This is a genomic window from Paracoccus pacificus (assembly GCF_042680785.1).
Classification (GTDB): Bacteria; Pseudomonadota; Alphaproteobacteria; order Rhodobacterales; family Rhodobacteraceae; genus Paracoccus; species Paracoccus pacificus.
Window position 1 is genome coordinate 33,698 of record NZ_JBHUEN010000043.1, and the last position, 24,939, is coordinate 58,636.

The window sequence follows — 24,939 nt, forward strand, 5'->3', positions numbered from 1 at the left end:
CCGGCATATCCACAAGCGCGCCCGCTGGTTTCGGAACCGCCCCTAGATGCGATCCCGGTTCAACTGTTGCAGCAATGCGGCAAGCTCGGGCTCGGCGACCAGTTTCGCGGCCTCGTCGGGGGCGAACCACTTGCGGCGCCGCTCGCTGGTTTCGGGAAAATCGGTGGCGAGGTCATCGACGGTCAGCAGGAAAACCCTCACCTCGCATGGGACCGAAAAGCCGGCATCCTGCGCCTTGCCATAGTGATAGCGGCCGATCTCGGTCGCGGCCACGTCACCACGCACCCCGGCCTCTTCCCATGCCTCCTGCGCGGCAGCCTCGGCCAGCCCGCGCCCCTTCATCGGCCAGCCCTTGGGGATGATCCACCGTCCGGTGCCCCGGCTGGTGATCATCAGCACCTGCCGTTCGCCGCGCGTTCCGCGCACGCAAAGCGCACCCACCTGCATGCGCGGCGGACGGCGGCCGAACAGCATCGCCAGATTACGCCGCAGCCCAACGAACATCATTCTTCCTCGGACACGCGGCCGCGCAGAGTCTTGATCTCGCCGCGCTCGGTCTTGGATTTCAGGCGGCGCCGCACCGAGCCCAGCGTCGGGCGGGTCGCGATGCGGCGGCGGGGGGCGGTCAGCGCCGTTTCGATCAGTTGCGCCAGCCGCTCACGCGCGATTTCGCGGTTGCGCGCCTGACTGCGGGTTTCTTCGGCGCGAATGACGATCGCGCCGTCCAGCGTCCAGCGCCGCCCGGCAAGTTTCTTCAGCCGCCGCTTGACCGGTTCGGGCAGATGCGGCGAGCGTTCGGCCTCAAACCGCAACTCGACCGCGGTCTCGACCTTGTTCACATTCTGGCCGCCCGGGCCCTGTGACCGCGTGAAATTCTCGGAAAGCTCCCATTCCGCGATAGAAATCTGATCGTTAATATACAACATCGCCTGCACGTAGGGTTGATGCCTCCGGCTTGTAAGGGGCAGGGGGGCCAGATTCAGTCAAGTTTGACGCTGGCGCTGGCCGAAGCGCCGGTCGAATCGATCACCGTCACCCGCGCAAACCCGGGTGAGGCCGTCAGCAGCGCCTGCGTTCCCGGGCTGGCCACGACCGTTGCCGCGCCGTTCACCAGCCACGTATAGGGCGCTGTCCCGCCTTGCGCCTTGGCCAGCAGACCGCCGTCGCGGCCAAGTTCGATCTGAGCGCCCTCGGGGGGGAAGGTCAGTTGCAGCGCGTCGGTGCGGGCGCGGACCGGGGATGCGGCCTGCGCCGAGACCTCGCCCGGCGGCGAAAACCGCCGCAGCGGCAGCGGCAGTTGCGAGTTCGAGACGATCAGCGTGGCCGGCGGCGGCGGCGGCAGCGGCACGGTGTTGGCCGATATGGCATCGAACAGGTCGAACAGGAAAGGCGCGGCCAGTTCGCCACCGAAAGCGCCGGGAATCGGCGTGCCGTCGGGCCGCCCCAGCCAGACCCCCGCGACATAACGACCGTCGAAACCGACCGCCAGGGCATCGCGGTTGCCATAGCTGGTTCCGGTCTTATAGGCGATGCGGCCCGGGCGCTGACCCGTCGGCGGCGCAAGCTGAGACAGGATCTGCGTGACCTGCCATGCGGCGACACGCCCGAACATGCGCTGGCGCAGCTCGGTCGCGCCGCCGGGCAGGGCCGAGAGTTTCAGCCCCCGGCCGCCACGGGCAAGGCTGCCATAGGCCGTCACCAACGATTCCAGCGAAATCCCCGCGCCGCCCAGCGTGATCGCAAGACCGGGCTGATCGCCGATCACGATCAGCTCGCCGCCGCCGCGGGTGATCGCCTGCACGATGCGCGCCGGGCCGATCACCTCGGCCAGCCGCACCACGGGGATGTTCAGCGACTGGATCAGCGACTGGCGGATGCTGATCGTGCCGCGAAAGCGGCGGTCGAAATTCAGCGGCGCCCAGCGGCCGAAGGTCGCGGGACGGTCCTCGACCAGGGTTTCGGGATGGGCAAGGCCGTCGTCGAAGGCGAGCCCGTAGACAAAGGGTTTCAGCGTCGACCCGGGTGAGCGGATGGCGCGCGTCATGTCGACGAACCCGGCCGAGGGCGTGTTGGCCCACTCGGCCGCGCCGACATCGGCCAGAATCTCGCCGGTCCGGTAATCGGCAAGGATCATCGCGGCGGACACGGTTTCGGTCTGTTTGCGGGTCGCCTGCCTTGCCAGCTTTTCCGCCATGCGCTGCAAGCGCGGATCAATGGTCGTGGCGATCCGCACGGTGCCCGGGTTCTCGCGGCGCAGACGATCCGCCAGCAGCGGCGCAAGGGCCGGAAAGGCGCGGCGCATCGCCGGCACCGGCTCGGCGGCGGCCGAGGCGGCGGTTTCGGCGCTGATGATGCCGGCCGCGGCGGCGCGTTGCAGGACCCTGTTGCGGGCGGCGCGCGCGGCCTCGGGGAAACGGTCGGGGCGCCGCCCCTCGGGCGCCTGCGGCAGGGCCACCAAAAGCGCGGCCTGTGCGGCGGACAGGCGTTTGGGTTCTTTGCCGAACCACAACAGGCTGGCGGCGCGGACGCCCTCGACGTTGGAGCCATAGGGGGCAAGCCGCAGGTACAGCCCCAATATTTGGTCCTTGCGCAACTGTCGTTCCATCGCCAGCGCGACCCGCATCTGGCGCAGTTTCCCGTCCAGTCGACCGGTGGTGCCTTCCTCAAGCAGCCGTGCGGTCTGCATGGTCAGGGTCGATGCGCCCGATACGATCCGGCCGCGCGTCACCAATTGCCATGCGGCCCGCAGGATCGCACGATTGTCGACGCCGTGATGGCTGTAGAAGCGGCGGTCCTCCCACATGGTCAGCATGTTTATGAACAAGGGATCGACGTCGGACAGCTCGACATCCAGCCGCCAGCGGCCGTCCGCGACCTGAAAGGCGCGCAACAGGCTGCCGTCCCGGGCGACGACCTGCGTTCCGGTGGGGACAATGAAAAGCGGCAGGTCCGTGGTCGCGATCCAGCGGTCCAGACGGGCGCGGAAATCATCCGCCGTCCATGCGAGCAAAACACCCAGAAGGGCGACCAGCAAAGCCATGCGCAGCGGCGGCCAGTCGCGCCGTGGCTGACCGGGGTTCGCGGCACGCGGCGCGCTCACAACGCCCTGCTCCAGAATTGCAGTGATTTGCGGGTTTCCGAGGTCTCGCCCACGTCTTTCCAAGCCAGATGCGCGATAGCGCCGGGCAGGGGGGCATAGCCGCGTTTGCGCCAGAATTCGTCCAGCGGGCGGAAACCCGCCGGGCGCGCGGGGTGGTCGACGGGGCGCTGGACCGAACAGAAAGCCGACCATCGCTTGCCAAGCGCGCGGGCATGTCTCTCGCGCCCGTCAAAGAAGGCGTGACCCAGCCCCTGACCGCGATACTGCGGCAGCAGGACCGATTCCGCGCAATAGAAGATATCGTCGATCGGCTCGGGGCGGCCGGTGAAGGCGCATTCGAATTCATCCGCATGGCACCGCATCGGCATGCCGGTTGCCGCGCCGACAAGCTGCGTGCCATCGAAAGCCCCGATCACGATCGCCTCGGGTCGGGCATAGCCCGAGAGATAGCGCCGCTCATATGCCAGATCGCCGTCATAGAGATAGGGCCAGTCGCGGAACACCGCGATGCGCAGCTTTGCCAGATCGGGCAGCGCCGCGGCAAGCGCCTCGCCGGTCAGGGGACGGACCGAAACCTTCATGCGCTGACCTGAGCCACCCAGTCGGCCAGATTGTAATAGGTCGTCACCCGGTCGATGCGTCCACCCTTCAGCGTGAAGAACGCCCCCGCGGGCAGGACATAGGTCTGGCCGTGCGCCTCGGGCAGGCCGGGGTCGGTTTTCAGATAGGTGCCGTTGACGGTGAATTCGGCCGCCGCGCGGGTGCCGTCGGCATTGCCGAATACCACGATATCGGTCAGCTTCTCGCGGTAGCTGTCGGTCATATGGGCGTTGAATTCGGCGAACAGCGCCTTGCCGCGCCGAACCTTACCCTCGTTGACGTGATGGGCCACGTCATCGGTCATCAGATCCAGCATCGCATCCGTGTCGCCACGGTTGAACGCATCGTAATAGGCGGTGATCACGGCTTTCGCGTCCATCCCGAAATGTCCTTTCATCGTTCGTAGCCCGCCCCTGACGGGGCGGGAAATCCGGCGTGGGAAGATATGCTGCGGGGGCCCCGGGGGCCGCGCGCCCCGTGCCTTACGGCACGACCAGACTGCGCCCCGCAGCCGTCCAGGCACGGTATTCGGGCCGATACATATCCTCGACGCTGGCGGCGGGATGTTCGAACTCGCCCGGGGTGACCGCGCGCAGGATATAGGCCAGCTTGAAGGCCTCTTTGTCGCGCCAGTCGACCGCCGCGATAAAGCGATCCTGCAGGAACTGGGCCGATTCGACCGCGGTGATGCCGTCGATCCAGTCCAGCGCCGAGATATCGCCGGAACGCAGCAGGTTCGGGTTGTCGATTTCGAACCCGGCGGGCAGCGGATCGTTCACGATCAGCCGGCCACCGCCCATGTCGTCGAAGGGCTGCACCTCAAGCACGGCGACCATGCGCGTGCCCAGCGGCACCAGCGTGGGATCGGTCGGCTTGCCTTCCAGGGTGAAATACTGGCGCGTGATCGCATAGCCCTTGCCGCCGGCGGTAAGCGCAGGATCGGCCGGCAGACCGAAACCGGTCACCGTCACGATGGTCGGCTGCGATCCGGTATTCGCGACGGTCGATGACGTCGTCGCCAGATCGGGCAGGCGCGTGACCGCCTGTTCCATGGCCGCGCCGTTCAGCGTCACGCCCAGTTGACCGCCTTGCGCCAGACCCTGCGCCGCAAGCACCGTCCACAGGGCTTCCTGCGTCGACAAGCCGCCCCGGTTCTGGGCGCGCCGGTCCAGCTGGCGGGCCAGATCGGCCGTCATCGAAACCGCGTCGATCGCTTCCGACCCGGCTTGTGCGGCCAGCGCCAGAATCGCCGCCCGGTCGCGCATATTGGTGCCGTAATCATCGCGCCAGGTCTGGGGCTCGGTCAGCGGCACACCCTGCTTGTCCAGGGTCCGGGCGGCCTGCGAGAACATCCGGTCGGCGCGCTGCTGATCGCCATAGGCCGCCAGAGCCGAGCCAAGCATCGCCGCCGAAAGCGGCGTTTCAAACCGCGAGGCCGCTTCATCGGCGTAATAGCGCAGATCGCCGATGCTCGCGGCCCGCTCACGCGCAAGGACGTTCAGCGCATAGGCGAGACTGCTCATCTCCCATTTATCGGCATCCTGCGGGTCGCCGGCGCGGTTCACCGCCGATTGCAGGTTGGCGATGGCCGATTTGAAGGTGGCGTCGGGCACGTCGTAACCGGTGGCGCGGGCGCGCGACAGGAAATCGGTGGCATAGGCCGTCAGCCAGGTGTCATAGCCCGAATCCGCCGACCACAGCCCGAAAGCGCCGTCGCCGGTCTGGCGCGATGCGATGGTCGCGATCACGTCGTTGATCGACTTCGCGGTCTCATCGACCTGATCGCCGGTTTCCGGCCGCCCGGTCAGTTCCGACAGGGACGACAGGTACAAAAGCGGCATCGCGACCGAAGTCACCTGTTCGGTGCACCCGTAGGGATAGCGCCGCAACTGGCCAAGCGCGGCCGGCACGTCAAGCTGGGCAAAGGGACCGGCCGCCAGCGTGACCGTCGCCGTACCCGGCACCAGTTGCGAGATAAGCCCTGCGTCCAGCGACAGGCTTTGACCCGGGGCGAGTTCCTCGCGGGTCTGGACGGCGATCTCGGGCCGGCCCGAGCGGACCGGGATCGCGATATCCTTGGTCACCGCGGGGCCGCCTCCGGGCGGGGTCAGCGACAGGCGCACCTGCGCCAGCCCGGGGATCGTCGGCGCGGTGATCGGCAGCGTCATCCGGCCACGCGCCTTTTCGGCCAGCGTGATCGGTGCCGGCATGTCGCCCAGACCCAGCGCGATATTGCCGCCGTTGTCGGTGGCCGAGACGCTGACCTGCCCGGCGGGCGCCGAGACGTTGTCGAGCGCCAGCCCGATTTCCGCCTTGTCACCCGGGGCAAGGAAACGCGGCGCGGTCACGGTCATCACCACCGGATCGCTGACCACCGCTTTGCCGGTCGCCTGTCCAACCGCCTTGTCGGTCCATACCACCGCCATCAGCGCAATCTCGCCGTTGAAGTCGGGGACGGGCACCTGCACCTGCGCAGTGCCGTCGGGGCCAAGCGTGATCGGGCCCGAGAACCACGACATCAGCTTCTCGGTCGGCGGGGGGGCCTGAAAGCCGCCCATGTTCGCTTCACCGCCGCCGGTGCGGACCGCGCCATCGGGCGCGCCGCTGGGCAGGATCAGCCGGCCGTAAAGGTCGCGGATGCCAACCCCCAGCCGCCGCTGGCCGAAATAGTGCTTCGCCGGATCGGGCGATTTGAAGCCGGTCAGGTTCAGAATGCCCTGATCCACCGCCGCGATGGTTGCATAGACCGTCTGACCCTGCGTGCCTCCGTCCACGGCCAGCGTCACCGGCAAGTCGGCGCGGGGAAGCGCCTGTTCGGGCGCGGTCAGGGTGGCGTTCAGCTTGCGCGCACCGGGATCCACGCCGGCATGGACCAGCCCCAGCGCGCGGATCGGCTCCCGCTCGCCCGGCTTGAAACTGTCAAGCGGCCGGATCGTGGTGGCTGCGACATACACGCCGGCGCCCCATTCGTCGGTGACCGGCAGTTCGACCGTGTTCAACCCCGCCTTGACCGGCGTGGATTGCAGCGAGACCAGCCGGTTCGACATGACCGAAATGACCGCCACCCCGTCGCTGATCGCGTCGATCGTCACCTGCGCGGTGTCGCCGGATTTATAGGACCGCTTGTCAAGCGAAACGCTCAGCCGGTCGGGGGTCGGCGTGCCCGAGTTGGCCGGAGCGCCCCAGCCGGCAAAGAAGGAAACCGAGGCCAGCCCCACGCCCTCCGCCGAAGCCGCGCCGCCCGAAGGCTTGGCGATCAGTTCGTATTCGCCCCATTCAACCTGCGTCGTGATCTCGGCATAGCCGTCGGCGGCGACCGAGACGGTGCCCTCGTCCACCTTTTCGCGCCGGGTTAGGGGTTCCCAGTTCCAGCTTCCGCCGACCGCATACCACTGATATTCCGTGCGCACGCGGTTCACGGTCCATTTGACTTCGCCCGCCACGGGTTTGCCGTCGGGGCCGACCAGCGCCAGCCGGAACGCCGGCTTCGAGGATTCATTGACCGTATCATCCTCGAAGTCGGGTTTGATGCCGACGACGGGCGAACCGGGCATGACCAGACGCTTTTCGGTCCGTTCGACCGGACGGCCGGCGCCTTCGCGCACGCTTACGGCAATGGTCGCCTCGATCGGCACGGTGGCCAGTGAGGTGGTTTCGGGAATGGTGATGTCGGCCTGGAATTTGCCGGTCTCATCGGTTTCCCCGGTGGCGGCTATATTGGATTCGGCGCTGGCCCCCAGATCGTGCGGGCCGAAGCGGAAGTCCTTATAGCCTTCGACGGCGGTCGCGCGTTGAAGACCCAGCGTGACCTCGACCGGAAGGTTCGCGGCGGGGGCGCCGTAAAGCCAGCGCGCATCGACGCCGACCGGAATGGTTGCGCCCAATTCCTGAATGCCGGTCGGCACGTCCAGCGCAAAGTCGATCCGCTCGGGCAGGAAATCCTCGACCAGAACGCGGGTCGAGGCCAGCGCCGGACCGTCGGCCTCGGCCCGGACCTGCAACTGCCATGCGCCGCGCGGCGCGGTATCGGGCAATTGCAGCGACAGGATATAGCCGCCGGCACCGCTGTCGGTCAGGGTGGCGCGCTGCTGTTCAACCCCGTCGGGGCGCAAAAGCACCGCCGTCAGGGGCAGGTTCTGCAACGCCGCGACCTTGTCATCGCGGGCCAGAATGGTGGTGTTGACGGTCTCGCCCGCCCGATAGGCGCCGCGATCCGTGGTCAGGAAAACGTCGATCGGCGGCGCGGGCGGCTGCCCCTCGACGCCCCGGTCGGACAGATCGAACTCGGGCGAGATCAGGCTGAGGAAGGCCATGTCGGTGGGGGTGCCATCCGCCTCGCTGACGCTGGCGGTGACCAGTGCCGGGGCCGAGGTGCCTTCGCCCCGGGTCAGACCGGCGTCGAAACGCGCCACGCCCTGCGCGTCGGTGCGCGCGCGCCCCAGAACGCCGTTGGCGCGCGACATCAGCGCGACGTCGATCCCTTCACGCGGCTGCGCATCACCCAGCCCGCGCACGGCGACGGTCAGGCCATCGGCACCCAGATAGCTGGCCATGCCAAGGTCCGAGATCACGAACCACTGTGCCGCCACGAGCTCTTCGGAATCGGCGGCCACGCCCTTGGGCAGACGGGCTTGCAGAACGTAAACGCCGGGCTCCAGCGGACCCGCGACGCTGGTCACGTTCAGCCCCGTGGTCAGTTCCTCGTTGCGGTTTTCATCCGAGGCGCCGGCCACGTCGGCCGTTCCCTTCCAGACTTCCTCGGCCATATCCGAGGTGAAGGAATCGGATTCCCAACTGTCCATCGGATTGCCGAAAAGATCGTCGCGGAACGAACGGATCAGGTTGCGGTCGGACATGCGCAGAAGCGTCAGGTCGACCGACCGGGTGTTGATCGTCTTGATGTCGATGGTCTGGTTGCCGCCGCGCGGCAGCACATAGGCGCGGCCGGCGAAAGTGGCCAGCGGATTGCGGTCGCGGATAAAGGCCGAGACGGTGACATCCCGCTCGAGCTTCAGACCGCTTGCCGCCGGCAGTCCCCGGCGCAGCGTCAATTCGGCCTTTTCGCCATAGCTCAGCCCTTCGGCGCAAAGCTGCGCGCCGTTCGCCTCGATGCTGAGCCCGGTCTGCTGCGTGCGCACGAAGGGTGCGAAATCAACCTCCTCGGCCAAGGGTTCCGAGAAGTTCACGCAAAGCCCCGGGGCCGCGCCGCTGCTTGACACCTGATGGTCGGTGACGCGAAAGCCGTATTCACGGATCGCGGCCTCGTAAGCACTGTTCAACTGGTCCGACGGGGCCAGTTCCCGCGCAAGGCCCAGCACCGCGATCGAATCCTGCCCGGCGCCGATGCGCTGCATCGCGCGCGCCATCTGCGCCAGCGCCAGCGCGGCGTCATCATCGGTGGTCGCGCGAAGATAGCCGTTGATCGCCTGTAGCCGCGCGACCCGGGCCCGGCTGGTCTGGTCGTCGGTATAGCCAAGCAGGGTCCGCGCCATCGCCGTCCAGCCGGCGGAACTGTCGGTTTGCGCCGTCGCCGCGGCGAACAAGCGCATCGCGGCGCCCTGACTGCCGCTGTTCGCGGCTTGCTGGGCCTGCGACATCAATTCGCGCGGGTCCCCGGCGACCGGATCGTAAGAGGTGGCGAGCACCCGGGCCTGCTCCCGCGCCTCGTCAAGCTGGCTGTCGGTCAGCCATTTTGCCGCCTCGGCGCGCTTGGTCGCGGTGGCTTGCACGGCGTCCGGGGTGACCATCACCCGACCCGAAACGGCGCCGACGAAGGGCGTCGACTGCGCCCCGTCGCCCTTTGGGAAACAGGCGCGCGAACGCTGGTTATAGGTGATGGCCTTGCAATTCGCGTCCGCGAAACAGGCCTGAAGGCAGGCCTCGACAGAGGTGTCGAAAATCTTGCTCAGATCGCTGCCCGGCATGTCGGTGTCGGCGGTCAGGACCATCCGCTTTTCCGGTATCAGCTGCGTCTGGCCCAGAACCGGCCCAGCCAGGAACACCGCAAGAACCGAACCAACAATCGCCCCGGTCAATCTGCGCATAACAACTACCCCCGTTTACATATTGTTGCGGAAGTGTGCCCCAGAGTGCCGGTTTCTACAATCGGCATCAGGACAAACGCCGGTGCGGTCGGGCAAATAATCAGCCCCGCCGGTCACATGCGCCGGCAGGATGATGATACGCGGGTATCCCGACAGGGTGATGACACAACCCTGAATTGGGGGGGCTTGCGCCGAAGCAGAGGCGGTTGCGTCACCGGTGTCGCGCAGCCGAACCGAAACGGGATTCGCGGATGCGCCGAATTTCGGCCGACCTAGCCTGTGGCGTTGCCCGTCGGGCCGGTGCCCGCATTGGCCGCAGGTGGCGCAGCGGGGCGGGGGGCGGCGGGTCGGGGCGCGGCGGGCTTTGCCGCCCCGGCGGGTGGCGGCACCGCTGCGGCGGGGGCAACGGGGCGGCGACTGGGGGGGACGCCCATCAGCACCTCGTGCCGGGCAATCGCTTCTTCGATGTCATCGAACAGTTGCAGATTCCCGTTCGAAAGCACCGCCCCCATCGTACACATGCGGCGCACCATCGGCATGCTGTGGCTGACAAAGATCGAACTCGCGCGCTGCATCCGCTCGGTAAAGACCAGTTCGGAGCGGGCGCGGAACTCCGCATCCCCGACCGAGGTCACCTCGTCCACCAGATAGGTATCAAAGTCGATGCCCATGCTGGTCCCCATCGCCAGCCGCGACCGCATCCCCGAGGAATAGGAGCCGAACCGTTGGTCGAAATGCCCCCCCAACGCGGCGAAATCACGGACATAATCGACCAGTTGATCGGTATCGACGCCGTAGATGCGGGCGACGAAGCGGACATTCTGCGCGCCGGTCAATTCGGGGTGAAAGCTGCCCGCAAAGCCCACCGGCCAAGAGATCGTTCCATCGCTGACGATGCGCCCCGACGTCGCGTCCATCGTCCCCGCGATCATCCGCAGCAGGCTGGATTTCCCGGCCCCGTTGCGCCCCAGCAATGCGACTGACGCACCGGTCGGGAACACCGTGTTCAGGCAATCGGCGACCGTGGTGCGAACACCTTTCACGCTATAGACCTTGGTCAGGTTTTCCAGCCTGATCATGTGATTATCGCCGGTCGCGAACGCTGTAATAAATCAGGATCAGGGTTCCCCAGCTCAGCAGCGCCAGAATCGAAATGATTAAAAGCAGCATCGGACGGTCCGGTTTGCGCGAGCTTTCGGGCATCGTCGGTTCGATATGGGCGGCCAAATAAAGCGACTGCCGGCGTGCCTCGGCGACGGCGGCCTCGTGGCTGACCCGCGCGGCGCGATAGGCGCCCTCGGCGAATTCCCGGTCGACGGAGAGTTTCTCGTATTCGGCCATCAGGGTGGAATAGCTTTGGCCGCCGGGCCCCTCGCCATCGGGGCCGAATTTCTTCCGCTCTATCTCGATCCGCGATTCGATGGCCGCGATGCGCTGCTTTGACTGAATGACGCGCGGGTCGTTCTCGCGTGCGTTTTCAAGCAGCAGGTCATGCGCCACCAAAGCCTCGGCAAGCTGGGTCTGCAATTGCGTGAGCACCCCCATCTGCGCGGCCAGATCGGCGGCCGGATCGGCAATCTGGGTGCGCATCTTGAAAGCGGTGATATCCTGCCGGGCCTGGGTCAGATCATCGCGCGTCTTTTCAAGCTCTTGCCGGGTGAAGCGGGTGGCATCCTCACGCGCCGCCTCGGACAGCTTGTTGATCATTTGCGTGCTTTCGGCGAAAATCGCCACGGCCAAGGCATGCGCGTCCTCGGGCGAAAAGGCGCTGACATCCAGCGTCAGGATGCCCGAACTGCTGTCGTTCGAGACCTTGACCTGACGCTGCCAGTATTCGGTCAGATCCTCGATCGTGCCGCTTGGATCATAGGCGAACACGAAATCGCGTGGCCAGTTGGCCGAGAACATCTTGCGCAGGTTCATCTTGGTATCAAGCCGCTGCACCATGTCCTGGCTGCGGATGAATTCGAACAGGATATCGGCGTCCGAGGCCGAGCCGGAGCCGGTCAGCTTGGTTATGCCGCCCAGAATGTCCAGCGAGGCCTGCGATTCCTCCTTGCGGACCGAAAACGCCGTCGAGGATACGTATTGGTCGACCGCGCGGGTCCAAAGATAGACGGCGCTGGCCAGTACCGGCAACACGACCAGCAGCAGGAATGAGATGACCAGCATCCAGTGCCGCCAGCGTGGCCGCGCCACGCCCGCCGGCGCGCGGATATTCTGCGGTGCCTGATCCGACGGGGCCGGTGTTCCCGGGCGCAGGGGCACCTGAACCGGGGTCACTGCGGCGGGGCGGGCTTCGGGCGGTTGGGGTGCCGGCCGGCCGGGCGGATTTTGGGGCATCTGGGTCACGTCGCCTTGGTCTTTCACTTGTTCCCGGGCGAGTCGCGTTCTACAGAAGGGCGGGCCGCTGCGCCAGCGGCTAGTGCGCGACCGGCCGGAACCGATGACCAACAGCAACACGAATATGGAACTCCTGCGCCCGGCACAGCGACCGGGCCGGCCTCAACCCCGCTTTCAGATGTTGCGGGTGATCGTGGCGCTTATGCTGCGCGAGATCTCAACGACCTATGGCCGGTCGGCCGCCGGCTATCTTTGGGCCATTCTTGAGCCGCTGGCGGGCATCGCCTTCTTTTCGCTGATATTTTCGCTGATCCAGAACCGCCCGTCCCTGGGCACGATCTTTCCGCTTTTCTATGCGACTGGCGTTCTGCCGTTCATGATGTTCAACGAGCTTTCGGTCAAGATCGCCCAATCCATCCGGTTTTCGCAACCTTTCATGGCCTATCCCAACGTGACCTGGGTCGATGTCATCCTGGCGCGGCTGATCCTGAACGTGCTGAAGGACCTTTTGGTATACGCAATTGTTATCGTTAGTATTTTCGTCATCTATAACGCGACCGAGCAGGTGGACATGCTGGCTTTGCTCGGCTCGGTCGGGATGATCACCTTTCTGGCCGCGGGCGTGGGCACGCTGAATTGCTATCTGATGACGGCTTATCCGGCCTGGGAGCGGATTTGGGCGATTCTGACCCGGCCGCTGTTTCTGATGTCGGGGGTGTTTTATCTTTACGGCACGATGCCGCGCGAGGCGCAGAACGTTCTTTGGTATAACCCCTTGATTCATATAGTCGGGCAAATGCGGCACGCGATCTATTCGACCTATGATGCCGCTTACGTCAGCCCGTTCTATGTCTGTGCACTGAGTAGTGTGACGTTGTTTTTCGGTGTGCTGCTGCTCAGTCGGCATTTCCGCCTGCTCATGGAAAAGTGATCTCAGCACAGGATGTTGTCGGCGGTCAGCGGACCGTTCGTGGACAGATAGACGGCGAAATCCGGATTGCGGTCACCATCAAAATCGGCAAGCAGCATATAGCCGTTTTCGGCCGGTCGAATGGCAAGCTGATCGGGCGCGGTAAACGTGCCGCTGCCGATCATCGTCAGACCCAGCGCTCTCAGGTCCACGACATCGCATGTCACATCGAAATCCGAGATATAGTCGGTCTGGTCGCCCATTGGGGCGTCGTTGCGCGCGTCGAAAATGAACACATCCGCACCGGCCCCGCCGGTCAGCGTGTCGATGCCGGCGCCGCCCCTGATCAGATCGTCCTGATCACCGCCGGACAGAAGATCACGGCCTGAACCGCCGCTGAGCGTATCGGTGCCATCACCGCCGACCAGCACATCGTCGCCGGCGTTTCCGTCGATCCGGTCATCGCCGGTTTGACCGTTGATGGTGTCATTGCCGCCCTCACCGGCGATGACATCGTCGCCGCGGCCGCCGATGATCGCGTCATCACCGTTCCGGCCCTGAATCGTATCGTTGCCGTCATCCCCCAGAATATAGTCACTGTCGTGGCCGCCGGCGATCCTGTCATGACCCGGGCCGCCCTGGACGGTGTTATTGCCGGGGCCGCCGTCGATGATGTCGTTGCCCTCGCCGCCGACCAGCCGGTCGCGTCCCGCGCCGCCGATCAGCCGGTCATCGCCGGAACCGCCGAACAGCGTGTCATTGCCATCATCACCGTAAATGATGTCATCATCCGGCTGACCGTCCAGCCAATCATCGCTGCCGCCGCCATATATCGTGTCGCGGCCAAAGCCGCCAAAGCTGCGGTTGACGCCGGTCCCGCCGATCAGCCGGTCGTCGCCATCGCCGCCATATATCGTGTCCTGCCCGGATTTGTCGCGGACTATGTCGTTGCCGGCGCCGGCCAGAATGCGGTCGTCACCCGCACCGCCGAACAGTGTGTCCGCGGCCGGGCCGCCCCAGATGCTGTCATTGCCCGCGCCGCCGTCCTGCCAACCGGCGCCGGTCCCGCCCAGCATCTTGTCGTTGCCGGCATCGCCCCGGATGGTGTCGATTCCGCCGCCGCCCAGCAACAGATCGTCGCCCTCGCCGCCATATATCATGTCGCCATGGGCGCCGCCGCGGATAGTATCGTTGCCGGCGTCACCCTGCATGCGGTTGCGGCCGCCCGGGTCGCGCAATTCGTCATTGCCGCTGCCGCCGAGCAGCCGATCGTCACCCTGATCGCCAAGCAGCAGATCGTCACCCCCGGCGCCGGACAAAAGATCGTTGCCCGCGCCGCCGATCAGCGTGTCGTGCCCCTCGAGCCCGAACAGCGAATCGTTGCCGGTCCCGCCGTTCAGCAGATCCTCGAGCCCGTTGCCGCGCAGGCGATCATTGCCGCCCATGCCGTAAAGCGAGCCGCCTTTGAGCGGGGCGAGCATGACCTCGTTCCGGTACGAGCCCATCAGCACCACCCGCACCGGGATGCCCTGATAATGCGCGGCGGGGAACAGCCAATCGCCGAAATAGCTGCCGGCAATCGGACCCGCCGGATAGCCCCGCACATCAATGACGAGGCCGTTGTAACTGATGATCGCACCCGCCGCGGTGGCGCGGATCGTCAGTTGCGCCGTGCTGTGCAGCATCGGGATCTGCGACAGGTCGATGCTGTCCAGTCCACGCTGGAAATCGGTGATCAGCACCTTGCCGCGACCCGGGGTCACGACGAATGTATCGCCGCCGCCCCCGCCGGTCAGCTTGATCGACCCGCCGCCGGTGATCAGAATGTCGTCGCCCGGCCCACCGCTCAGCGCCCCGACCTCGCGTCCCGACGCCTCCAGAAGATCGCCGCCGCCGGTCGCCGGCACGCCTGAAATGCCGACGCGTCTGGTCACCCCGATCGTCCCGGGATCGAAGACCAGTTGGGTAAGACCGTTTTCGGTAGCGCTGGCGACGAAAAGTGCGATCCTGCCGTCGATCGCCACGGCCTTCAGGGCCGATACGCTGGCCAGCGTAATGCCGTCCGCGTCCGCGATGGTGCGCAGATGTATCAGCCGCCCGCTGGGCGAGATGGTGAATACGGTGATGCCGTCGTCCGCGCCGCCCACGAACACGAAACTGCGCCCGTCGATGGTCACGACATCCATGGCGGTCGCGCCTCGGAAGCGCGTGTCGAGTTCATCAATGACGTGATCGACCGCGACCATGTTGCCCCCGGGCAGCAGGCGGATCGTGGTCAGCGAGGAGCTTTGCCCCGACGAGACCACCAGATAATCGGTGCCGTCCACGCCGACGACCTCGACCGCGCGCGGCTGCGAAAACCCAGACCCGGCCCGGGTATCAAGGACACGAGTGTTCAGGATGGTGCCATCGCCGCCGATCGTCGACAGGGTAATGAAGTTGCCAAGCGTCGAGACGCCGGCGACATAGGCGCTGTTCGGTCTGGTGACGACCGAAAGATGGTCGATCTCGGCATTGCGGAAGCCGCTGCTTTCGGGGATGACGGTGCGGGACACGGACACGGGCGCACCGCTGGCGCCCTGCCGATAGATGGTCAGACCGGCGGTGCCATCGCTGGTTCCGGCCAGAAACGTACGGCCGCCGATCGAAAAGCTTTCAAGCGCGACGAGCCTGCCGAAAACGCCGTTCGGAACCGACAGGTTGGTCCAGTTTCCAAAACCGCCCGCCGGGTCCAGAGATACCGCCCGCGAGATCGCGTTGGTCAGCCCAGATTGCAGCAGATATTCCCGCCCGCCCATGTCGACGACGCCAAGCTGGGGGCTGTCGAAATGGGCCAGGCCGTTCGGATAGGCCGCGCTGGAGATGCGCGCCGCCATCTTGTCGACAGCGTTCAGCCGATAGGCCTGTATCCCGCCGCCCTGATCGGTCGCGCTGTAGATCGTCCAGCCGCGCGTGCCGTAATGCGCCTCGAGATCGGTGATATTGGTCGTCAGGCGCTTGTCCGGCCCGGTATAACGCGCGACGACTTGGAACCCGATCATCTGAATCCCCGGCTGGCTGAATCGATGGTCCCAGCCTAGCGGTCAAATATTAACCAATCGTTCCTTTGGCCGAACGCGCCGGAAAATTTTCGCCCCTTTTTCGCCCGATCCCGAACCGGATGGGGCGGGGTAATCGGTCGATCGTCGCCCCCGCCCCGCGTCGGCCAAGGCAGGCGACAGCGCGGCGATGCCTCAGTCTGCGGGCGGGGGCGGGACCCGTCCCCTATGACCCCGATTGCCGCGCGATATCCTCGATCAGGATGTTCCGGATATCGTCGCCGGCGGTCTTGCGGGCGGATTTCAGCAGATTGCCGCGCAGCCGGTTCATCTGCGCGTCGGTGGTGAAGTTCCCTTCAAAGGCGCCCGTATTCGCTTCGATCAGCAGACTGCGCAAAAGGGCGTCGCGCAGCCTGAATTCCTGCGCATTCACCCGTTCCTGCGCAGTTTTCGGGATCTCCAGCGTCAGGGTCATCACCATGACGAAGCCGAGCGTTCCGTCCCGGACCACCGGAACGAAGAACTGGGTCGGAAAGCGGAACCACGCCAGATCGTCATAATTCGCGGGTTTTTCAGCTTTGACATCAGCCTCGCCGCCAGCACCCGCGGCGACATCGGGTGCCGGCGGCGCGCCTTCCGCGCCGGACTTTTCGGCCCCGTCCCGCGGCGGCGCCATCGTCCCGGTTTCGGCATGTTCGGTCTGCGCCGCGCCTTCGGCCCCGATCAGGGCCGGGTCGGGAACGGGGCGCAGGACCATGCCGATCGCGGCGCCCCCCAGCAGACCCACAAGCGGGATCAGAACGATAAGCAGCTTTTTCAGCATTGCTCGCCCCCGGGCTCAGAACGGCGCGATGCGGTCGACGATCTGCTGACCATAGCGCGGCTGCTGGGCATCGGTGATCTGACCGGCGCCGCCATAGGAGATCCGCGCGCCGGCGATGCGGTCATAGGCGATCTCGTTCTTGCGGTCGATGTCCTGCGGGCGGACAAAGCCGCTGACGGTCAGAACCCGCATCTCGAAGTTGACGCGCACTTCCTGCGTTCCGCTGATGTGCAGAACGCCGTTCGGCAGCGTCTCGATCACCGTCGCGGCGACACGCAGCGTGACCTTGTCGCGGCGCGAGATATTTCCGGTTCCCTTGAAGGTGGACGCGGATTTCGTGGCGACCAGCCGGTCCATGCTGGCGCCGTCGGGCAGCCGGGCGGCCAGACGTTGCGGGATACCGGCAAGCCCGTTCAGGCTGACATCTTCCGCGCCGGTCCGGCTGCGCCCCGAGCTGTTCGACATTTCGGCCTTGTCGTCGATCTCGATCACCACGGTCAGGATATCGCCCCGGGACTGCGCCCGCTGATCGCCGATGAGCGAGCGCGACCGCCCCGCCCACAGCGATGCGTTGCCGCCGCCGGTTTCCGGCAGAACCGGTACCTCGATCTGGGGGTTGGTCATGGCCACGAACTCGGCCGATTCGGCGGGCTCGGACATGGCGGGCGGACGGCCCAGCGGTGCGCTTGCACAGCCGGCCAGTCCGGCGACCAGCGCCGCCGTCAGCGGCAGGTTCAGCGCAATTCGGTTGTTGAGGTGTTTCATCGGCATATTCCTTAATTGGCCAGCACTTCGACGCGCCCCTGCGCTGTCACGCGGGCGGATACGGCATTCTTCGAGGCGAGATTCATCACCCGGATGACATCGCCCTGACCGCCACGGCCAAGGGCGCGCCCTTCGGTCGATATGGTCAGGCCGCCGGTCGCGAAATCCATCGTCACCAGATCGTTCCGGCCGACCAGCGTCGGCGGCCCCAGATCCTCGGCGCGGATCGCGCGGCCGGCGTAGATGGTGACGCGGGTCTCCTTACCTTCGATCTCGAGGGGATCGGACAATCCGCCGATGACCTCGGCGTCCAGACGCAGATCCGACAAGGACAACAGCGTGCCCGCCGGCAGCCGGCGCGCGGCGACGATGCTGTCGGCGGCGGCTTCGGTGAACGTCAGACCTGCGGCCGACGCGAGTGCAACGAGCAGAAGGCGAAGTGCAGCGGAGTGTTTCATCAGCGCACCTGTACCGTTGCGCCCAGCATCTGATCTGCGGCGGTGATGACCTTGGAGTTCAGCTCATAGCCGCGCTGAGCCTTGATCAGCTCGGTGATTTCACGGACCGGATCGACGCTGCTTTCTTCAAGATAGCCCTGCCGCAGCGTGCCCATGCCGTCCTCGCCGGGCATGGCGACCTGCGGCGGCCCCGAAGCGGCGGTTTCCAGAAACAGGTTCGAGCCGGTGGCCTCCAGCCCCTTTTCATTGGTGAAGCCGGCCAATGAGATTTGCCCCAGAAGCTCGGCCTCGGCGCGGTCCTGAAAATAGGCGTATACCTCGCCATTGCCGTTGATGGCGACGGCGCGGGCATCTTCGGGAATGGTGATGCCGGGAACCACCGGAAAGCCGTCCGAGGTCACGATCTGCCCTTCGGCCGAGCGTTTCAGGCCGCCGTCGCGCGTATAGGCCGATGTGCCCGAGGGCAGCGTGACCTCCAGATAGCCGGACCCGTCTATCGCGACGTCCAGATCGCCGCCGGTGCTGAGCAGCGTGCCCTGCGACAGGTTGACGGAAACGGCCGTGGGGCGCACACCCATGCCTAGCTGGACACCGGCGGGGATCATCGTGCCGTCGGTGGCGGCGATGGCGCCGGGGCGGACCGCCTGTTGATAGGCGAGATCGGCGAATTCGGCGCGGCGGGCGTTATAGCCGGTGGTCGACATGTTCGCGAGGTTGTTGGAAATCACGTCCACGCGGGTTTGCTGGGCGCTCATCCCGGTGGCGGCGATCTGAAGGGCGCGCATCGGATTCTCCTGTTATCGCGTAAGACTGGTGATGGCGGTGCGGATGCGTTCGTTCTCGCTGTCCAGAAAACCCTGGCCCAGCTCATAAGCGCGCTGCACCTCGATCATGCGGCTGATCTCGGCCACCGGATCGACATTGGATTCCTCGACGAACCCCTGCCGGATCCGGGCGTTTTCCGCCGGTTCGGCGGCTCCGGTCGCTGAGAACCGCGTGCCCCCCTGATGCAGGATCGCGGATTGATCGGCGACCTGAAACATGCCGATCCGCGCGATCGGCTCGCCATTGGCCGAGATGGTGCCGTCGGGGGCCACTGCGATGTTGCGCGCCTCGGGCGAGATCTGGATCGGAGCTTCGCCTTCGTCGAGAACGCGGTAGCCGTCGGGCGTCAAAAGCTCACCCTCGGCCGAGGGGATGAAGCTGCCCGCGCGGGTAAGCTGGTTGCCCTGCGGGGTTTCGACCATGAAGAACCCGTCACCCTCGATCGCCATGTCGAAAGTGGCGTTGGTCTGGCTCAGGCCGCCCTGTTTCAGGTCGACAAGGCGGCCGCGGGCGTTGGCCATGGACAGCGTGTCGCCGCCCGCGTTCAGCGAAACCATGTATTCCGAGAACACCACACCCTCGCGCCGGAAGCCGGTCGTCTGGGCATTGGCGATATTGTTGGCGACGACGCGCATTTCGCGCATCAGCCCGGATTGGCGGGTCAGCCCGGCATAGATCGCGTTATCCATCAGCGCCCTCCGGCGATCATCGGGATCAGAAGATCGGTGAAGAACGACGCCAGCGTGCCGGTCATGAAGGTCATCGACACCCAGAACACCGCCAGCATCAGGCCGACCTTCGGCACGAAGGTCAGCGTCATCTCCTGCACCGAGGTCAGCGCCTGAAACAGGCCGATCACCACACCCGCAACCAGCGCCACGATCAAAAGCGGCGCGGACAGCTGAACCGAGATCAGCAGCGCCTGCCGGGTCACGTCGAAAAGCACGTTTTCATCCATGGCGTCAGATCGGCATCCGCAGGATTTCCTGATACGCCTCGACCACCTTGTCGCGGATGGTCACCGCCGTATCCAGCGCAAGCTGCGCCTCGGAAACCGCCTGCACCAGGCTCTGCGTATCGGATTTTCCGGCCATCGCCGCGGTGGCGGTCTGGTCGGCGGCGGCCATCACCTGCGAAAAGGCGTCGATCCCGGCCGCGATCCGCGTCGTGGGGCCGGGTGCAGATGCGGCTGCGGGTGCGACCAGATTGCGCGCCTGCGTGTAAAGATTGGTTGCGGAAATCACGGTTTTACCTTTCAGCGGCGAAGAAGATCAAGAAGTGCCGCGGACATCTGCCGCGACTGATCGAAGACTTTCAGATTGGCCTCATAACTCCGCTGCGCCTCGCGGGCGTCGGCGACCTCGATGATCAGATCGACGTTCGAGCCGGCGTAATAGCCGTCCTCTCCCGCCAGCGGATTCGACGGGTCGAAGATCTGCGGCAGGGATGATTGATCAAGCTGGACCCGGCCGACCCGGACAGCGCCGGTGTCGCGGCCATAATCCTGATCGGGCTGAAACGTGACCAGCTTGCGGCGATAGCCGGGCGTATCGGCATTGGCGATGTTTTCCGAGATATGGCGCAGACGCTCAGCCTGAGCCCGCAGGCCGGATGCCGAAATCGCGACGGGACTTGCGATCCTGTCCATCGGACTTACCGCCGCCCAAGCCCGGCGCGCAGCAGACCAAGCGCCGATTTATAGACCGTCAGCGACAGGTTGTGTTCGCGGCTGATGTCGGCCGCCCGCATCATTTCGTCCTCAAGCGAGACGGTATTGCCGTTGGGCGACCTGCCCCCGGTCTCGGTCAGGATGGGCGCGGCAGCCATCGCGCCGCCCGAGAAATGCCGGGCATCGGTCGCGCGCATGGCGAGATCAAAGCCGCTGCCGGCGGTGTCGGTGAATTTGCCCAAATCCCTGGCCTGATAGCCCGGCGTATCGGCGTTGGCGACGTTCTGCGCCACCAAAGACTGTCGCATCATGGCATGCGCGCCCATGTTGCGGGCCATTCGGATCGTGTCGAAGTTATCGAACATTTTCGAGGATTCTCCTCTGCGGCGATAACCCCGTCTTAACCCTGAATGGTTTAGAAACCGTTTCGACTGATCGGGAAGCTGAGGCGCGGAATGGATAAAATTTTATCGGCAGTGGCGCGGATCAATGAATTGCGGATGGTCCGCGTCTTTGGTCGCGTGGCCTGGGTTCAGGGCGGCCTGATCGGGGTGCGCGGCCTTTCGGTCCACGCCTGCGTCGGCGACAGGCTATTGTTTTCAATCCCTTCCGGGCGCGAGCTGGTGGGTGAAATAATCGGCCTGTCGAACGATATCGCGCATGTTCTGGCCGAGGGTCCGCTTGAGGGTGTGGCGATCGGGGTCGAGACCGAACTGTTGCCGGCACCGCGAATCGCGCCCTGCGATGGCTGGATCGGGCGCGTCGTCGATCCGCTGGGGCGACCGCTGGATGGGACGCCCCTGCCGCAGGGTGATCGGCGTCGCGATTATCGCGCCGCGCCTCCGCCGGCGGCGCAAAGGGGGCGGCTCGGCGGGCGGCTGAACTCGGGTCTGGCGGTTTTCGACACCATGCTGCCGATCGTGCGGGGCCAGCGCATCGGGCTTTTCGCGGGCTCGGGCGTCGGGAAATCGACATTGCTGGCGGCGCTTGCGCGTGGCGTGGCGGCCGATGTCGTGGTCATCGCGATGATCGGTGAGCGGGGGCGCGAGCTGCGCGAGTTCATCGAGACGGTGCTCGGCCCCGAAGGCATGGCGCGGGCGGTCATCATCGCCGCGACCTCGGACCAGTCGCCCCTGATGCGCCGCCGCTGTGGCTGGGCCGGCATGGCGGTGGCCGAGCATTTCCGCGATCAGGGCAAGCATGTCCTGTTTCTGACCGATTCGATCACCCGCTTCGCCGAGGCGCATCGCGAGATCGCCCTGGCCGGCGGCGAGGCGCCCAGCTATCGCGGATTTCCGCCCTCGACCGCGAACCTGATCATGGCGCTTGCCGAACGGTCGGGGCCGGGGCTTCCGGGCGCGGGCGACATTACCGTGATATTTTCCGTCCTCGTCGCCGGATCGGACATGGAGGAGCCGGTCGCCGACATCCTGCGCGGCGTGCTTGACGGCCATGTCGTGCTGGACCGCACGATTGCCGAGCGTGGCAGGTTCCCCGCGATCGACGTCCTGCGCTCGGTCTCGCGTTCGCTGCCCCATGCGGCAAGTGACGCGGAAAACGCGCTGATCGCCCGTGCGCGCAAGACGCTTGGTGCCTATGCGGGGTCCGAGTTGATGATCAAGGCCGGGCTATATGCGCCGGGCGCGGATCCGGGCCTTGACGAGGCGGTGCGCATCTACCCGGCGCTTGATGCTTTCATCGCCGAGGCCGCACCGGAAGGCGCCGCGCAGAGTTTCCGGCTTCTCGCAAAAGCCCTTGGTCAGCCGGCCGGGCAGGATCTGGCCGCGCCGCGACTGTCGCCGGGCTGAACGGAACCATCCCGCCGCTGACGGGTTCTTCATCCAACGCACGCGCCGGAACGCGCATCTGCCGCTGTATCATCCCGGAGAATATAGGAATGGCGGAAACCGAAACTGATGCGATGAGCCGGGACATCTCGGCCCTGTTCGATTACCGGGAAGAGGCCAACCGCGCCGTTGCCGCGCTGGCCGAGGCGGGCATCGCGAATGTGGGTCTGACCGGCGACGACAACGCCGGCTACAGCGCCGATAACCGCGACTACGCGATCGACACCCGCGATCACGAGCGCGGATTTTTCGAGGCGATCGGCGATTTCTTTTTTCCCGACAAGGACCGCTATTCTTTTGCCGAGGGGCTGAATCTGGGTGCGTTTCTGGTGACCGTCCGGCAGGTACCGGCAGATCGCTATGACGAGGTTCTGAACATCCTCGACGACGCCGGCGCCGTCGACATGGATGCCCGTGTGGCCGAGTGGCGTTCGGCCGGCTGGGCCGGCCATCAGCGACCCTCCGAGGAAAGCCCGGCCGATTTCAGCACCTTTTCCGCCGATGCCCTGGTGTCGTCCGATGATGGGCCGGATACGGCCGACGGGGATGGCGCCTTGGGCAACCGCAAGAACCGATAGTGAGCACGCGGTTTTTATGCTAGGGATGGTGGGCCGGCGAGCCCGTCGCGTATACATTTATCAAGTCGCGCCGGCTTTTGTGTTTTGCGACATCTTCGACCAAAGCAAGGATCAGCAGGACATATCGTCGTGAACAAACAGACGTTGCCAAAAACTCTGGAAAAGCCGGCGGAGGATCAGCCGCGGGCGATTTCGGACTTATTGATCAAATTCCTTGAACGTCGCGACGTGGTCACCGAACGCGATCGCGAAAAGCTGAAATCGCTGCCCGTGACCCGGCAGAGTTTCGGCCCGGGCGAGGTGATCATTCCGAAAAGCCGCCACGTCACGCGCAGTTGCCTGATGGTATCGGGGATGTCGGCGCGCTGTCACACCGTGAACCGCTCCAACGAGGAAACCGTCATCACGGCGCTGCATGTGCCGGGCGATTTTGTCGATCTGCACGGTTTTCTGCTGGCCGGGCTTGAACATACGGTCCGCTCCTGCGGAAAGTCCGAGGTCGAGTTCGTCGATCACAGCGAGTTGCGCAAGGTGACGGAATCCTATCCGCATCTGACCCGGCTGTTGTGGCTTTCCACGCTGATCGACGCGGCCATTCACCGGCAATGGCTGGTGGCGGCCGCCTCGCTTCGCTCAAGCGCGCATCTGGCGCATCTGATCAGTGAGCTGCATTTGCGGTTGAAGATCGTCGGTCTGGCCGAGAACGACAAGTTTCAACTGCCGCTTCTGCAACGCGAACTGGCCGAGGTGCTGGGTTATTCGCCGATCCACATCAACCGCGCGGTCCGCGATCTGCGCGATCGCGGCATTCTGCTTTGGTCGGGTTTCGATATCACCATACTGAAGCTGGGCGCGCTGCATAATCTGGCGCAATTCAACAGCGAATATCTGGATCTGGAGTGCATCGCCCGATAAGGGCCGGCGGTCGCTATTGGCACAGGCGATAGCCGGTTTTGCGCGCCTTGATGTCCAGATGCAGATGTTGGTCGTGGGCGGCATTCGCCCCCGGCCCCAGCACGGTGGTGAAATACAGGCAGGCGGCGCTGCGGACCGTGCGCTGAAAAGCCTCGACCATGTCGCCGTCATCCTGCCTTTGCTGGATCGGGATCGTGGTTTCCCCGAACCGAAGGGCGGCGATGTCGATGGCGTTGCCGAGGGCATGTTCCGACAGGTTCGTGGTCTCGGTGCCGATGGTCGCGCGGCATTGGTATACGCTGCCCAGCACCATTCCGGTCAGTTTCGGCTTGTCCGGTAACAGGTTGGCCGCCGGCAGAACGAATTGCCGCAGCCATGTGGCGAGTTGCCGGGCCGTATCGCAGCGGACGGTCGCGCCGCCTTCAAGCGTGACCTGCGGCAGGATCTGGGTGACGGTGACCGGGCGGTCGATGCCGCAGTCCCGCTGATCAGGGTCGGTGAGGGGCGCGGGGGTCGTAAAGACCGTGCCGAACCTCTTCAACGCCGCCACGCAGGCCGAAAATTCCGCGTCGCTTTCCCGCAAGGTGCTGTGTACCGGCGGCCCCAGTGGTTTCGGTTCGGGCAGGGCCGGGGGTAGCGGGGCCGTTGCCGTGGGCGGTAGGGCGCGCGCCCCGGGGAACCGCAGATCCCCGGCCGCATGCCGGGGCAAAGGCGGCAGGCTCACCACTGTCGTCGGCGGCACATAGGGCGCCCCTATCGACCATGCGGCCGGCGCGGTATCGACCGGCACCTGACCCTCGGGCCAGGCTGACGGCATGGGCACGTTGACCGGCGGCACGTCCCCCTGCGGCACCTCACCCGGCGTCGCCGGGGCGGCCGAGGCCGCGGGGGCTGGTGCGGCGCCATCGTCCGCTGTGACCGGAGAGGTCCGCGACGGCGGTCGTGAATCAGGCGGTCGTGAATCTGACGGTCGTGAATCAGGCGGTCGAGACTCGTCGGCCGGGCGCGGCGGCCGGTCGCTGCC

23 protein-coding genes are annotated in these 24,939 nt (G+C 65.7%); 4 read left to right on the top strand and 19 right to left on the bottom strand.

Features of this window, described 5'->3' with window-relative positions:
* Positions 1 to 42: 42 nt before the first annotated feature.
* From ACFSCT_RS12625 to ACFSCT_RS12660, 8 genes are all read right to left on the bottom strand, one after another.
* Positions 43 to 504, bottom strand: coding sequence for an NUDIX hydrolase (locus ACFSCT_RS12625; RefSeq protein WP_379143265.1), 462 nt, complete (start codon positions 502 to 504; stop codon positions 43 to 45).
* Positions 504 to 926, bottom strand: coding sequence for an alternative ribosome rescue aminoacyl-tRNA hydrolase ArfB (arfB, locus tag ACFSCT_RS12630; RefSeq protein ID WP_379143267.1), 423 nt, complete (start codon positions 924 to 926; stop codon positions 504 to 506). Before arfB ends, ACFSCT_RS12625 begins: the two co-directional genes overlap by 1 nt.
* A gap of 53 nt (positions 927 to 979) precedes the next feature.
* A complete protein-coding gene (pbpC, locus tag ACFSCT_RS12635; protein WP_379144367.1) occupies positions 980 to 3,040 on the bottom strand; it encodes a penicillin-binding protein 1C in 2,061 nt (686 codons plus the stop codon).
* 56 nt (positions 3,041 to 3,096) lie between these two features.
* Positions 3,097 to 3,681 carry a GNAT family N-acetyltransferase gene (locus tag ACFSCT_RS12640; protein WP_379143269.1) on the bottom strand — a complete coding sequence of 195 codons (585 nt, stop codon included), beginning with the start codon at positions 3,679 to 3,681 and terminating at the stop codon, positions 3,097 to 3,099.
* Positions 3,678 to 4,079: a ketosteroid isomerase-related protein gene (locus ACFSCT_RS12645; RefSeq protein ID WP_379143271.1), complete on the bottom strand. Its 402-nt coding sequence runs from the start codon at positions 4,077 to 4,079 to the stop codon at positions 3,678 to 3,680. Before ACFSCT_RS12645 ends, ACFSCT_RS12640 begins: the two co-directional genes overlap by 4 nt.
* 103 nt (positions 4,080 to 4,182) lie before the next feature.
* A complete protein-coding gene (locus tag ACFSCT_RS12650; RefSeq protein ID WP_379143273.1) occupies positions 4,183 to 9,744 on the bottom strand; it encodes an alpha-2-macroglobulin family protein in 5,562 nt (1,853 codons plus the stop codon).
* A 272-nt stretch (positions 9,745 to 10,016) separates the two neighbouring features.
* Positions 10,017 to 10,823 (bottom strand): ABC transporter ATP-binding protein, encoded by an 807-nt coding sequence (locus ACFSCT_RS12655; protein WP_379143275.1) that lies wholly within the window; start codon positions 10,821 to 10,823, stop codon positions 10,017 to 10,019.
* Positions 10,824 to 10,827: 4 nt separating this feature from the next.
* Positions 10,828 to 12,114: a KpsE/RkpR family capsule polysaccharide export protein gene (locus tag ACFSCT_RS12660; protein ID WP_379143277.1), complete on the bottom strand. Its 1,287-nt coding sequence runs from the start codon at positions 12,112 to 12,114 to the stop codon at positions 10,828 to 10,830.
* Positions 12,115 to 12,190: 76 nt separating this feature from the next.
* On the opposite strand from ACFSCT_RS12660, the gene ACFSCT_RS12665 reads away from it, so the two are divergent.
* Positions 12,191 to 13,018, top strand: a complete 828-nt coding sequence (locus ACFSCT_RS12665) for an ABC transporter permease (RefSeq protein WP_379143279.1) — start codon at positions 12,191 to 12,193, stop codon at positions 13,016 to 13,018.
* Between the two features lie 2 nt (positions 13,019 to 13,020).
* Here ACFSCT_RS12665 and ACFSCT_RS12670 read toward each other — a convergent pair whose 3' ends face one another.
* The 10 genes from ACFSCT_RS12670 to ACFSCT_RS12715 all read right to left on the bottom strand — a co-directional run bounded on the left by ACFSCT_RS12670 (position 13,021) and on the right by ACFSCT_RS12715 (position 20,940).
* On the bottom strand, positions 13,021 to 16,038 hold the full coding sequence (locus tag ACFSCT_RS12670; RefSeq protein WP_379143281.1) for a calcium-binding protein: 3,018 nt from the start codon (positions 16,036 to 16,038) through the stop codon (positions 13,021 to 13,023).
* A 223-nt stretch (positions 16,039 to 16,261) separates the two neighbouring features.
* Positions 16,262 to 16,858, bottom strand: a complete 597-nt coding sequence (locus tag ACFSCT_RS12675; RefSeq protein WP_379143282.1) for a hypothetical protein — start codon at positions 16,856 to 16,858, stop codon at positions 16,262 to 16,264.
* Between the two features lie 15 nt (positions 16,859 to 16,873).
* A complete protein-coding gene (gene flgH, locus ACFSCT_RS12680; RefSeq protein WP_379143283.1) occupies positions 16,874 to 17,623 on the bottom strand; it encodes a flagellar basal body L-ring protein FlgH in 750 nt (249 codons plus the stop codon).
* Between the two features lie 11 nt (positions 17,624 to 17,634).
* A complete protein-coding gene (gene flgA, locus ACFSCT_RS12685; protein ID WP_379143284.1) occupies positions 17,635 to 18,081 on the bottom strand; it encodes a flagellar basal body P-ring formation chaperone FlgA in 447 nt (148 codons plus the stop codon).
* Complete coding sequence (gene flgG, locus ACFSCT_RS12690) at positions 18,081 to 18,866, bottom strand: flagellar basal-body rod protein FlgG (protein WP_379143286.1); 786 nt, start codon at positions 18,864 to 18,866, stop codon at positions 18,081 to 18,083. The genes flgA and flgG overlap by 1 nt, the downstream gene beginning before the upstream one ends.
* A gap of 12 nt (positions 18,867 to 18,878) precedes the next feature.
* Positions 18,879 to 19,595: a flagellar hook-basal body complex protein gene (locus tag ACFSCT_RS12695; RefSeq protein WP_379143287.1), complete on the bottom strand. Its 717-nt coding sequence runs from the start codon at positions 19,593 to 19,595 to the stop codon at positions 18,879 to 18,881.
* Entirely contained in the window at positions 19,595 to 19,864 is a 270-nt protein-coding gene (locus ACFSCT_RS12700; protein WP_379143289.1) for a flagellar biosynthetic protein FliQ, read from the bottom strand. The genes ACFSCT_RS12695 and ACFSCT_RS12700 overlap by 1 nt, the downstream gene beginning before the upstream one ends.
* A gap of 4 nt (positions 19,865 to 19,868) precedes the next feature.
* The gene (fliE, locus tag ACFSCT_RS12705; protein ID WP_379143290.1) at positions 19,869 to 20,150 is read right to left on the bottom strand and encodes a flagellar hook-basal body complex protein FliE; all 282 of its coding nucleotides are present in this window, start codon (positions 20,148 to 20,150) and stop codon (positions 19,869 to 19,871) included.
* Positions 20,151 to 20,161: 11 nt separating this feature from the next.
* Positions 20,162 to 20,554 carry a flagellar basal body rod protein FlgC gene (gene flgC, locus ACFSCT_RS12710; protein ID WP_379143292.1) on the bottom strand — a complete coding sequence of 131 codons (393 nt, stop codon included), beginning with the start codon at positions 20,552 to 20,554 and terminating at the stop codon, positions 20,162 to 20,164.
* A gap of 5 nt (positions 20,555 to 20,559) precedes the next feature.
* Positions 20,560 to 20,940, bottom strand: coding sequence for a FlgB family protein (locus tag ACFSCT_RS12715; RefSeq protein WP_379143293.1), 381 nt, complete (start codon positions 20,938 to 20,940; stop codon positions 20,560 to 20,562).
* A gap of 90 nt (positions 20,941 to 21,030) precedes the next feature.
* On the opposite strand from ACFSCT_RS12715, the gene ACFSCT_RS12720 reads away from it, so the two are divergent.
* The 3 genes from ACFSCT_RS12720 to ACFSCT_RS12730 all read left to right on the top strand — a co-directional run bounded on the left by ACFSCT_RS12720 (position 21,031) and on the right by ACFSCT_RS12730 (position 23,915).
* The gene (locus ACFSCT_RS12720) at positions 21,031 to 22,383 is read left to right on the top strand and encodes a FliI/YscN family ATPase (RefSeq protein ID WP_379143295.1); all 1,353 of its coding nucleotides are present in this window, start codon (positions 21,031 to 21,033) and stop codon (positions 22,381 to 22,383) included.
* Between the two features lie 89 nt (positions 22,384 to 22,472).
* Positions 22,473 to 23,000: a hypothetical protein gene (locus ACFSCT_RS12725; protein WP_379143296.1), complete on the top strand. Its 528-nt coding sequence runs from the start codon at positions 22,473 to 22,475 to the stop codon at positions 22,998 to 23,000.
* Between the two features lie 129 nt (positions 23,001 to 23,129).
* The gene (locus ACFSCT_RS12730) at positions 23,130 to 23,915 is read left to right on the top strand and encodes a Crp/Fnr family transcriptional regulator (protein WP_379143297.1); all 786 of its coding nucleotides are present in this window, start codon (positions 23,130 to 23,132) and stop codon (positions 23,913 to 23,915) included.
* 13 nt (positions 23,916 to 23,928) lie between these two features.
* Here the strand turns inward: ACFSCT_RS12730 and ACFSCT_RS12735 are convergent, their stop codons facing one another.
* Complete coding sequence (locus ACFSCT_RS12735) at positions 23,929 to 24,732, bottom strand: extensin-like domain-containing protein (RefSeq protein WP_379143299.1); 804 nt, start codon at positions 24,730 to 24,732, stop codon at positions 23,929 to 23,931.
* Positions 24,733 to 24,939 lie beyond the last annotated feature (207 nt).